10 protein-coding genes are annotated in these 10,530 nt (G+C 59.3%); 5 read left to right on the top strand and 5 right to left on the bottom strand.

Annotated features, from left to right (window positions below):
* Positions 1-695: 695 nt before the first annotated feature.
* From Q1V60_RS05055 to Q1V60_RS05040, 4 genes are all read right to left on the bottom strand, one after another.
* The gene (locus Q1V60_RS05055; RefSeq protein WP_198716285.1) at positions 696-1,478 is read right to left on the bottom strand and encodes a MetQ/NlpA family ABC transporter substrate-binding protein; all 783 of its coding nucleotides are present in this window, start codon (positions 1,476-1,478) and stop codon (positions 696-698) included.
* A 108-nt stretch (positions 1,479-1,586) separates the two neighbouring features.
* On the bottom strand, positions 1,587-2,513 hold the full coding sequence (locus tag Q1V60_RS05050; protein ID WP_300628017.1) for a sigma 54-interacting transcriptional regulator: 927 nt from the start codon (positions 2,511-2,513) through the stop codon (positions 1,587-1,589).
* Positions 2,514-2,560: 47 nt separating this feature from the next.
* Entirely contained in the window at positions 2,561-3,142 is a 582-nt protein-coding gene (locus tag Q1V60_RS05045; protein ID WP_300628015.1) for an alpha/beta hydrolase, read from the bottom strand.
* A gap of 123 nt (positions 3,143-3,265) precedes the next feature.
* Complete coding sequence (locus Q1V60_RS05040) at positions 3,266-4,129, bottom strand: LysR substrate-binding domain-containing protein (RefSeq protein ID WP_300628013.1); 864 nt, start codon at positions 4,127-4,129, stop codon at positions 3,266-3,268.
* Positions 4,130-4,222: 93 nt separating this feature from the next.
* On the opposite strand from Q1V60_RS05040, the gene Q1V60_RS05035 reads away from it, so the two are divergent.
* The 4 genes from Q1V60_RS05035 (at position 4,223) to Q1V60_RS05020 (ending at position 8,087) form a co-directional block, all read left to right on the top strand.
* Positions 4,223-4,684 (top strand): nucleoside deaminase, encoded by a 462-nt coding sequence (locus Q1V60_RS05035; protein WP_300628011.1) that lies wholly within the window; start codon positions 4,223-4,225, stop codon positions 4,682-4,684.
* Complete coding sequence (locus tag Q1V60_RS05030; RefSeq protein ID WP_300628009.1) at positions 4,671-5,882, top strand: CynX/NimT family MFS transporter; 1,212 nt, start codon at positions 4,671-4,673, stop codon at positions 5,880-5,882. The genes Q1V60_RS05035 and Q1V60_RS05030 overlap by 14 nt, the downstream gene beginning before the upstream one ends.
* Before the next feature lie 736 nt (positions 5,883-6,618).
* Positions 6,619-7,608: a ThiF family adenylyltransferase gene (locus tag Q1V60_RS05025; protein ID WP_300628007.1), complete on the top strand. Its 990-nt coding sequence runs from the start codon at positions 6,619-6,621 to the stop codon at positions 7,606-7,608.
* On the top strand, positions 7,608-8,087 hold the full coding sequence (locus Q1V60_RS05020; protein WP_300628022.1) for an HIT family protein: 480 nt from the start codon (positions 7,608-7,610) through the stop codon (positions 8,085-8,087). Before Q1V60_RS05025 ends, Q1V60_RS05020 begins: the two co-directional genes overlap by 1 nt.
* A 39-nt stretch (positions 8,088-8,126) precedes the next feature.
* On the opposite strand, the gene Q1V60_RS05015 is transcribed toward Q1V60_RS05020, so the two are convergent.
* A complete protein-coding gene (locus Q1V60_RS05015; protein ID WP_300628004.1) occupies positions 8,127-9,200 on the bottom strand; it encodes a fatty acid desaturase in 1,074 nt (357 codons plus the stop codon).
* Positions 9,201-9,301: 101 nt separating this feature from the next.
* On the opposite strand from Q1V60_RS05015, the gene Q1V60_RS05010 reads away from it, so the two are divergent.
* Positions 9,302-10,309 (top strand): AraC family transcriptional regulator, encoded by a 1,008-nt coding sequence (locus Q1V60_RS05010; protein WP_300628002.1) that lies wholly within the window; start codon positions 9,302-9,304, stop codon positions 10,307-10,309.
* Positions 10,310-10,530 lie beyond the last annotated feature (221 nt).

Genomic DNA, 10,530 nt, shown 5'->3' with positions numbered 1-10,530 from the left:
CTCATCGGCACTGAACCTGTGGCCAGTAAGGAGAACCGTACTGGCCTCATCGCGGCACTGAACCTGTGGCCAGTAAGGAGAACCGTACTGGCCTCATCGCGGCACTGAACCTGTGGCCAGTAAGGAGAACCGTACTGGCCTCATCGCGGCACTGAACCTGTGGCCAGTAAGGAGGACCGTACTGGCCTCATCGCGGCACTGAACCTGTGGCCAGTAAGGAGAACCGTACTGGCCTCATCGCGGCACTGAACCTGTGGCGAGGGAGCTTGCTCCCGTGGCGGCCTGACAGCCTATAGCTATCTGCCTGACGCCGCGCGATCCAATGGAAGAGCTGACGTGCATGCGAAGTCGGCCCGACAGTCGCCCGGATGCTGGGTTGGGGGGCGAGAGCCTTTTTGGTTACTTTTGGGCTTCTTTTCCAAAAGTGACCCGCGGTAAAAGCGGAACCCATAGCGGCCGTTACCTGAACAATGGGGATGTACTCGAACCAACCCAGCATTCGGGTCGGCTGCCAGGCCGCTGCGGGAGCAAGCTCCCTCGCCACAGGTTCAGTGCCGCGCTCACAGTTGCGTAGGTACCTGTGCTTATCGCGGGCAAGCCCCCTTCAACAGTTTTTGACTGTATTGCAGGCATAAAAAACGCCGACGCTCTAATAGCCGCCGGCGTTGAAACCTTGAAGGGGGTTTTGTTTTACATCAGAACGCCGGCACGACCGCGCCGTTGTACTTTTTCTCGATGAAGGCTTTGACTTCAGGGCTGGTCAGCGCCTTGGCCAGTTTCTGGATAGCGTCGCTGTCCTTGTTGTCCGGACGGGCCACCAGGAAGTTCACGTAGGGCGACTTGGCGTCTTCGATGATCAGCGCATCCTTGGCCGGATTCAGGCCGGCTTCCAGAGCGTAGTTGGTATTGATCACGTCCAGGTCAACCTGGTCGAGCACGCGCGGCAACAGAGCCGATTCCAGCTCTTTGAATTTGAGGTTTTTCGGGTTGTCTTTGATGTCCTTTGGCGTGGACAACGCGTTGGTCGGGTCTTTGAGCGTGATCAGACCGTTTTTCTGCAGCAGCAACAGGGCGCGACCGCTGTTGGAGCCTTCGTTCGGGATGGCCACGGTGGCGCCATCTTTGAGCTCGGAGATATTTTTGATTTTCTTCGAGTAACCGCCGATGGGCTCGACGTGAACGCCGACCACGGTCACCAGGTTGGTGCCTTTACCTTTGTTGAAGTTTTCGAGGTACGGCAGGGTCTGGAAGTAGTTGGCGTCCAGGCGCTTCTCGGCCACTTGCACGTTTGGCTGTACGTAGTCGGTGAAGACTTTGATCTGCAGGTCCACGCCTTCCTTGGCCAGGGTTGGCTTGATCAGCTCAAGGATTTCGGCGTGCGGGATCGGGGTGGCGGCCACCACCAGTTTCTCGTTGGCCTGGGCGAAGCCGGCAGTCAGGGCAGCCGCCAGTGCGGTAAACAACAGAACCTTTTTCATGCAATGTCCTTCTAACGACCGTTTTTTATGTGGGGATGCCAGCGAAATGCTATTGCGGCGTGGGGTGGACAATACCTAGTTTTTTTATTCCCGAACAATATCTTTTATTCACGTTGATATTCTATTTTGTTCATACAGGAAGGTGCGCAGCGTCTCCTGTTCGGCGGGGCTGGCGCTCGCGAAAATCCGCCGCACCTGCTCCAACGGCGAGCCGGCGACGGGCAAGTTCAGATGCTCGGGCAAAATCTCATCGCCGCTGCTTACCAGCAGCGCAAAGTGAATGACGTTTTCCAGCTCGCGGGTATTGCCCGGCCAGCTGTGGTGCTCCAGCACTCGCTGGGCGGCGTCGCTGATCAGCGGCACCGGCAGGCCCAGGCGCTGGCTGTAGATGCCAAGGAAGTATTCGGCCAGGGACAGGATGTCGCCGACCCGCTCGCGCAGTGCCGGCAGGTCCAATCGGCCTTCGCTTAAATAATCAAACAGGCGCTCATGAAACTTGCCCGCCGCCACTGCCTGAGCGAGGTCGATGCTGGTGGCCGCCACCAGGCGCACGTCCACCGGGCTTGGCTGGTGAGCGCCGACCCGGGTGACTTCGTGGTTTTCCAGGGCGGCGAGCAATTTAACCTGGATCGGCAACGGCAAATCGCCGATTTCATCCAGGTACAACGTGCCGCCATTGGCCGAGCCGAACCACCCGGCCCGGCTGCTCGCCGCACCGCTGTGGCTGCCGGCGGCGTACCCGAACAACTCCGCGTCGGCATAAGTCGGGCTGATCGCGCCGCAGTTGACCGACACAAACAAGCCCGTGCGGTCACTGCCACGGTGGACATGCCGCGCCAGCAGCTCTTTGCCGCTGCCCGTCTCGCCGCGAATCAACACCGGCAAGGCGCGCGGAGCGAGATTTTCCAGGTCTTCGCGCAGCTGCCGCGAACGTGGGTCGACAAACACCAGCGCCTTGGCGCGAATGCTCAGCGGGCTTTTTTCGGCGTCGGGGAAGGTCAACAGCGGCTGACCGTAGGTTTCATGCAGACTCATGGCAGGCTCCCGCCCCCATCCACTCAGGGACGGGGCGTTGAAATATTTTATGCACGGCGCCGAGCGTGGTGCTCAAGGCGATTTTGCAGGCGATAGAGGTAGGCGAAACCCTGCTCCCAACGCTGGTGGCCGGACTTCACATTGATATGCCCGGCCCCCGAAAGTATTCCGGCTTCGGCACCCCAGCAGCGCGCCAGCTCCAACGCCCTCGGCGCGCTGACGGCACTGTCGTTGTCGGAACTGATCACCTGGCTGGGAAACGGCAGCAGGTCCGTGGGAATAGGCGCAAAGTTGCGCAGGGCGGGGGCACAGGCCGGGCGTTCCACATCCGCCGGGGCCACCAGCAAGGCACCGCGCACCTGACGCAAGAAATGCACAGGCGCGGTGGCCGCCCAATGCGCCACGGTGATGCAACCCAGGCTATGGGCGATCAGGATCACCGGCGTGCTGTCGGCGGCGATGGCCTCAGCCAATGCAGCCACCCAGTCTTCGCGGCGCGGGGTCAGCCAATCTTCCTGCTCCACGCGCGCGCTGTTGGGCAGGCTGTTCTGCCAGTGGCTTTGCCAATGATCTTCTGGCGATCCTTGCCAGCCCGGCACGATCAGGTAACGAATCGACTCGCTGTGCATGGGTGTGCCCTCCTGCAGCGTTTAACGTTGCTGATCAGTATAGGGACGAGGTTTATATCCGTTAAGGAATAAGAAGCTATTTATTAATAACCAAAAACACAAACCAGTCAGTAAAGGCATGACTCAAGGCGGATTGGCATCGCACAAGGCAAGCAACTCGCCCAGCAAGGCTTGCCCCGCAGCGCCCAGGCCGTTGCGGCCATACAGCGCCAGGCGCACGCCTTGCACAGTCGGCAAACCACTGTCGGCGCCCAGGATGCGATGGCCAGGTTGCACTACACGCTCCGGCAGCAGGCTGATACCCAGCCCCGCCGCTACCGCCGAGCACACGCTGGCCAGGCTGGCGCTGGAATAGCCGATACGCCAGCGCCAACCGCCCCGTTCCAGATGGTGCAGCATGTCATTGCGGTACAGAGCGCCCACCGGGAACGCCACCAGCGGCAGCGGATCGCGCCCCAGCACTGGCGTGCTCAGGCTGTCGACCCAACACAGAGGCTCCGGCCACGACGCCACGCAGTCGTCGCTGTCGCCCATCTGCTTGACCAGCAACACATCGAACTCACCGCCGCGGTACTGGCGCTGCAGTTCGGGACCCAGCCCGCTGGCGACTTCCAGGCGCACTCGCGGATATGCCACCACGAACGCCGAGAGCAACGGCATCAGGCGCTCGGCGGCGAAATCTTCCGGCACCCCGAGGCGCAACACGCCGTCGCTTTGCTGGTTGATCAGCACGTCGGCGGCTTCTTCATGCAGCGCCAGAATGCGGCGCGCATACGCCAACAAGCGCTCACCCTCGGCGGTTGCCACCACTCGGCGCTGGTCGCGGTCCAACAGCTGGCATGCCACCACCTCTTCCAGGCGGCGGATCTGCTGGCTGACGGTGGACTGAGTCACATGCAGGCACTCGGCGGCGCGGGTGAAGTTGGCGCAGTCCACCACGGCGACAAAGCTGCGCAATAACACGGGATCGAATAGGGTCATGGCCATTTCGTTTGCCACTGATCGGCATGGTTATATTTAATTTCAGAATACCCTGACGGCTGAGCATACTCGATTCTTTCCTCGCGTTCGGGAGCTTGCATGACAAACGATCAGCCACATCTGCAACGTGCCATCGCCCTGGCGCACACCAACGTGGCCCAAGGTGGCCGCCCGTTCGGCGCCGTGCTGACGCGCAACGGCGAGGTGCTGGCGGAAGCTGTGAATGAAATCCATCTCACCCAGGACCCTACCGCGCATGCGGAGCTGCTGGCGATCCGCGCCGCCAGCCGGCAGATCGGCGCGCGCCTGGAGGGTTGCGTGATGTACGCCAGCGGCCAACCTTGCCCGATGTGCTTGAGCGCCATGTACCTGTGTGGCGTGGAGCGCGTGGTGTTTGCCGCCAGCAACGCCATGGCCGAGCCTTTTGGCCTGTCCACAGCGGCAATCAGCCAGCAGGTCGGCTTGCCGCTGAGCGAACAATCGCTGCCCGTCCAACACCTGCCCGATCCAGCCATGACAGCGCTGTATCACCACTGGAAAACCCTGCATGACCCTCAATAAATCCCTCGCCGGCTGGGGCCTGCTGGTGGTGCTAGGCCTCAACCTGCGGCCGATCCTCAGTTCCATCAGCCCGTTGCTCGGCGAGATTCGCCACGCCACCGGCCTCAGCTTCCAAAGCAGTGCCCTGCTGACCAGCCTGCCGGTGGTGTGCATGGGTTTAGTGGCGCTGGTAGGCGTGCGCGTGGAAGCGCGGCTGGGTGAACGGCGCGGGATTGCCCTGGGCCTGGTGATGATTTTGCTGGCGTGCCTGGCGCGCTGGCTGATGGGCCAGGCGTCGGCGCTGCTGGTCACCGCGTTGCTCGGCGGCGCGGGTGTGGCGCTGATCCAGGCGTTGGTGCCGGCAATGATCAAGCGCGAGTTTCATCACCGCGTACCGGTGGCGATGGGCGTTTATTCGGCCTCGCTGATGGCCGGCGGCGGGCTGGCGGCGCTGCTCAGCCCGGTGGTGGCGACGCATTTTCAGCAATGGCAGGCGGGATTGGGCGTGTGGCTGTTGCCGGCGCTGGGCGCCTTGCTGCTATGGGCGTGGTTGCCGCTGGGCGCCGCGCGAAACACACAAGTCGCGCCTGCCTTCAAAGGCCTGCGCAATCGCCGCGCATGGCTGCTTGCGCTGTACTTCGGCCTGGTCAATTGCGGCTACATGAGCATGGTGGCATGGCTGCCTGCCTACTATCAGCAACTGGGTTGGGGCGTGCTGCCCAGCGGCTCGTTGCTGGCCTTCATGACCATCTTCCAGGTGATCGCCGCGCTGCTGATGCCGGTGATGGCGCAACGCGGTATCGACCGTCGCCCGCTGCTCGGCATCAGCCTGTTGGCGCAAACCATCGGCGACCTTGGCCTGATCATCGCACCGCAGGCATTTCCCCATGTGTGGGTGGCCTTGTGCGGCTTCGGCCTGGGCGCGTGCTTCGCCCTGAGCCTGCTGTTGACCCTCGACCACCACCGCGACCCGCGCCAGGCCGGGCAACTGGCCGCCTTCGTACAAGGCGTGGGCTTTCTGATCAATGCGATTTCGCCGTGGCTGACCGGCTGGCTGCGCGAACTGACCGGCAACTTTGTCAGCGCCTGGGTCGTGCTCACGGTAACGGTCGTGGCGATGCTGCTGGTGACGCGGGTGTTCAACCCGGCCACCTACCGCACCGGGCTGGAAGTCGAAGCGCCCGGCCACGCCCAAGGTGTACGCACACGGCCACTTTGAAGCCAACCCGACTATCTCACCCACGGCCTGCGCAAAGTCATCGCCGACATCAACGGCCGGTCGGATTACCAGCCCATGTTGCATTCGAAAACAGCTACTGCCTGCTGGGCGCGAGGAAGACATTTACACACTGGCGAATATCGCGACTTAAACAAAAAATCAGGTTTTAAAATCCTACGCTGATTAAATAACCCACAGCTAGATAGCCCACACCGATCTAGAAATTTAACGAAAACATAATAAATATTTAATAAAAATATTCATCTTCTCAATGTTATCAACAATCAAATCATTCACGCTTATAACATTCAAATACAACCAACGACTTCTCCGTAAGAAACCTCTATAAAAGTAGGAGTTTTCGGAAAATTTATTTTTCTTTTGACAGTACACGATTGTTATTTTTAGATTAGTAGCGCAACACATCCCTCAGTGACAGAAAAGAAAACATGTGATGAACATTAGTAAGAAAACTGCCTTCGGCATTGCCGCAGTACTTCTAGGAGTTTCTGCTACCGCTCAAGCCAGCGTAATAACTGACCCATCACCTGTCGCCTCTCAACCGCCTACAGCCCATTCCATTCAACAAAACGCTGCCCCTCTTGCTGTACAGCTTTTTGATGGTGGATGCGATGGCGGCGTGATATCGAGAAATAGCCCGCGCTGCAAGTAATCTAAATAACAGCGATAGCGCTGCATAAGCGCTATCGTTTAAAACTTCAAGAGCTAAAAATAAATGCGTGATGTAAATCAGAGTTTTTGTTTTTTTGACAGCTCAGGCAATGCGAGCGGCGTTGTTATACCCTCGCTTTTTCATTCGGTGGCTGACGGAAATACAGTGATAAATGGGCCTGCCGGAGCCTACCAGATTACCGAGCAAACAGTCTTGGCCCTTGAAGAGGGTTTACATCTGGCGCGGGCATTAGTTCCCGGCGCGTCAGATGAGATAGACGCAGTTTGCGATCTCCTGCAAAACCCGGCCACAAGTCGCACAACCAGCTTTTTTCTTTGCAAAGCAAAATCGTGCGCAGACTTACTGGCTGACATTGAGAAAATTAAGGCATCCGAAGTACTTATCATTGGATGTGGCGGAATTGGTAGCACTATAGCGCTGCTTCTCGCGGGCGCTGGCGTTGAGCATTTAACCTTGGTTGACCCGGACATTATTGAAAGCAGCTTTCTTAATCTGCAACTATTCTGGAGAAAAACTGATATTGGTAACACCAAGGTGGCCATGCTGCAGCGAGAGATAAATGATCGCTTCGACAATATAAACATCCAAACCGTGACACTAGAGCTAAGCGATGGCGACATTATTGAACTCGCAAACTCCAATACCTTCTCTGCAATCGCAATTACCGCAGACAACCCTCCTACCTTAGTATCAAGAGCCGGTGAGCTGGCCTGTGCGACGACAATTCCTGTCGTAAGCGGAGGTTATCTACACAGCCATTGCATCGCCAACTTCTTTTCAGGAAAAGACAAGCAGCACTCGAAACTCAATCCAGACAGCACCCTGAATTGGCAGAAACTCCCTCACTCAATAATGCCAAGCTTTGGCCCGTTAAATTTTAACATTGCTGCGCTGATGGCCTCCGGAATAGTAAGGTCTATCGCATCCAATCTCTTTGGCGAACAACGATCACATTATAGTGAGTGGGATGCGGCCCAGTGGCCTTTGGGATACTCCACTCAATATTTTGACCAGAATGAGGCCGGTGTTTGATGGACTGTATTTTTTGCAGCATTGCCCGCGGTACCGCCCCCTCTCATCTTTTGTGGGAAGACCAGTCCCACATGGCCTTTCTCTCCATATTCCCCAACACCCCAGGCTTCAGTGTCGTCATTCCTAAAATCCATCACGGCAGCTATGCGTTTGCCCAGTCGAATACAGTGCTTTGCGACCTGGTGGTCGCGGCCAAAAAGACTGCGCTGCTTCTGGACAAAGCGCTCACAGGTGTTGCCAGAACGGGGATGATTCTGGAGGGCTATGGCGTGGATCATCTGCACGCCAAGTTGTTCCCGATGCATGGGACAGGGGAGGACAGCACTTTCAGAAAAATCAGCTCAAAATTGGACAAATATTTTGAGCATTACGAAGGCTACCTTTCTTCCCATGACGCGGCCAGGGCAGACGATAAAGCGCTGGCTGAATTGGCCGCTCATATCAGATCTTTCGCCAGGCAACCCAACGCCCACTTTTGATCTCCATACCCATGTACGAAGCGCCCTCCTTCGCCCCGACTAAGCCTTAACGGTACGCGGTTCGTGAGCGCGCATCTGTTCACGCCGCACAAACCGATTGGCCCTGGCAAAGGTGCCGATATCATTGAAACGCACGCCCATCTCGGCCATGACGTTGTGCGCCACCCTGGCGGTCATCTGACGGATATAGAAAGGCTCTTTCACCACAAAATGGTGGATGCCGTGAGTGCTGCCGAAATTGAAGCAGAACGCCTGTAGTGGCCACATCCACCAGGGGTTGAGCACTTGAGTCTGCTGCATCACGTTGTCCGGTTCCACATCGCCGTAATAGTGCATGTTGGAGCTGACGAAGTGCAGGCAAAAAGTGCGCAGCACGTTCGGGCCGATGATCACCACCGCAGCGATGTCGATCACCTGCATCACCTGCAAGGTGCCGGCCGACCACTCGATGGGCGCGCCCGTCAGGCTGGCGATGCCGTTGACGGCATGAAAACCCAGGAAGAGGTACCACGCGCCCCAATGCAGCAGCGCCAGCGGTGCGTACACCAGCAACACGCGCTTGAAGATGCTGAACCTGTGCTGCCAGGTCTTGGCGCGCAGCAGGCGGATCATGGCCGACATCATGTTGTCGCCCACCATCAGCAGCCGTGCGATGCCCCAGGGCTCACCGTTGGTGATCGCACGCTCTTCCATATCGGCCTCGGTGCCGGAGAACTTGTGATGGTTGAGGTGCAGGCGCCGGCGAATCCACGGGTTGATCGTGCTCGGTCGCGCCAGCCATACCAGGCCCATCATCAGGTTATGGGGCACGCGCTGCTTGCGAAAATACATGCTGTGGATCAGGTCGTGTTCCAGCTCATGGGTGAGAGAGGCGAAGAAGGCATTGAGCAACAGGCACGCCCACCAGGCCATCTGACCGCTGATATAGAGCGCCGCCGAACCCACCATGCCGACCAGCGCAAACGCCAGAATGCCCGCCCCCAGCGCGTTCTGATGCAACAGCCAGGGGTGTCGCTGGCGCAGGCGCACGCCCTCGGCCAGCACCACCTCACGGATATGCGCCGAACGCTGTTGCGCGTTCATCTGCTGGGGACTTGCAGAAGTACCGTCCATGCTTCCATTCTCTTGTGGAGTGATGCCTGCATCCTGCACCCAAGCCCGGCGCAGAACGCTAGCTCCGCACGCCAACCTGTTGACCGCAAGCGCCAATCGTCATGACCGAACCCACTTCCCTCGCCAGCTGGACCCGCGCCCTGCGCAAGCAACTCGATGCCTTGGGCCTCGACAGCGCCGCGCTGTGCCTTCAGGCCGGGCTCGACCCGCTGCTGATGGACGACCCGAATGCGCGCTACCCGTTGTCGGCCACCACGCGCCTGTGGGAACTGGCGGTGCAGGCCAGTGGCGACCCGGCGATCGGCTTGCGGGTGTCGCGATTCGTCAGCCCCACCACCTTTCATGCGCTGGGTTACGCGCTGGTGGCCAGCGGCAGCCTGCGCGAGGTGTTCGAGCGTATCGTGCGCTATCACCCAGTGGTCAGTGATGCCTTGAGCCTGGCGCTGAGCCGTCACGGCGACTGTTACCGTTTTTGCCTGCTGCAACCCGAAGGCAGCCCAGCCCCCGCGTTGGAAGCCATCGATGCGTTTGCGGCGATCTATGTGCGCACCTGTCGCAATCGCCTGGGACGCGACTACGCACCGCTGGCGGTTTACCTGCGGCGCCCGGAACCGGCAGACCCCACGCCCTGGCACACGGTGTTTCGCTCGCCGGTGTTCTTTGGCGCCGAAGAAGACTGCCTGGAGTTCGCCGCAAGCGACTTCGACAGCCACCTGGACGACGCCAACCCGGAGTTGGCCGAACACAATGAAACGGTGCTCAAACGCACCCTGGCGCAACTGCAACCGCTGACTTGGGAGCGCAAGGTGCGCGCCGCCATCGAAGCGCAACTGCCCGACGGCGAACCCGGCGCGGAGCGGATCGCCCAGGCGCTGCATTTGAGTGTGCGCAGCTTGCAGCGGCACCTGGCGGATGAGGGCTGCCGGTTTGATGCGTTGCTCAATGAATGCCGGCAGAACCTGGCGTTGTTGCACCTGCGCGACCCGCAGTGCTCGTTGACCGAGATCAGTCATCTGTTGGGGTTTGCCGACACCAGCAGTTTCAACCGGGCGTTCAAACGCTGGACGGGAATGACGCCGGGGCAGTTTCGGGAGGGTTGCGGCAGGTGAGTGGAGGGTGTTTTGAGGGCCTCATCGGGGGCAAGCCCCCTCCCACGTTTGCTGTGAATACATCAAGTGTGGGAGAGGGCTTGCCCTAATGCCAGTCAGTTAAGGAGGAGCGCTTTACCGTGGCGAGGGAGCTTGCTCCCGCTGGACTGCGCAGCAGTCCCATTTTCTGGGGTCGCTTCGCGGCCCAGCGGGAGCAAGCTCCCTCGCCACAGGCCGACGGT

The organism is Pseudomonas sp., from assembly GCF_030147005.1.
Classification (GTDB): Bacteria; Pseudomonadota; Gammaproteobacteria; order Pseudomonadales; family Pseudomonadaceae; genus Aquipseudomonas.
Note: the sequence above shows the minus strand (reverse complement) of the source record. Positions and strands in the feature narration are given on the sequence as shown.

Bases quoted from the DNA above. Each gene is read 5' to 3' on its own strand.
- Q1V60_RS05055 (WP_198716285.1), bottom strand. From the start codon at position 1,478: ATGAAAAAGGTTCTGTTGTTTACCGCACTGGCGGCTGCCCTGACTGCC.
- Q1V60_RS05050 (WP_300628017.1), bottom strand. From the start codon at position 2,513: ATGAGTCTGCATGAAACCTACGGTCAGCCGCTGTTGACCTTCCCCGAC.
- Q1V60_RS05045 (WP_300628015.1), bottom strand. From the start codon at position 3,142: ATGCACAGCGAGTCGATTCGTTACCTGATCGTGCCGGGCTGGCAAGGA.
- Q1V60_RS05040 (WP_300628013.1), bottom strand. From the start codon at position 4,129: ATGGCCATGACCCTATTCGATCCCGTGTTATTGCGCAGCTTTGTCGCC.
- Q1V60_RS05035 (WP_300628011.1), top strand. From the start codon at position 4,223: ATGACAAACGATCAGCCACATCTGCAACGTGCCATCGCCCTGGCGCAC.
- Q1V60_RS05030 (WP_300628009.1), top strand. From the start codon at position 4,671: ATGACCCTCAATAAATCCCTCGCCGGCTGGGGCCTGCTGGTGGTGCTA.
- Q1V60_RS05025 (WP_300628007.1), top strand. From the start codon at position 6,619: ATGCGTGATGTAAATCAGAGTTTTTGTTTTTTTGACAGCTCAGGCAAT.
- Q1V60_RS05020 (WP_300628022.1), top strand. From the start codon at position 7,608: ATGGACTGTATTTTTTGCAGCATTGCCCGCGGTACCGCCCCCTCTCAT.
- Q1V60_RS05015 (WP_300628004.1), bottom strand. From the start codon at position 9,200: ATGGACGGTACTTCTGCAAGTCCCCAGCAGATGAACGCGCAACAGCGT.
- Q1V60_RS05010 (WP_300628002.1), top strand. From the start codon at position 9,302: ATGACCGAACCCACTTCCCTCGCCAGCTGGACCCGCGCCCTGCGCAAG.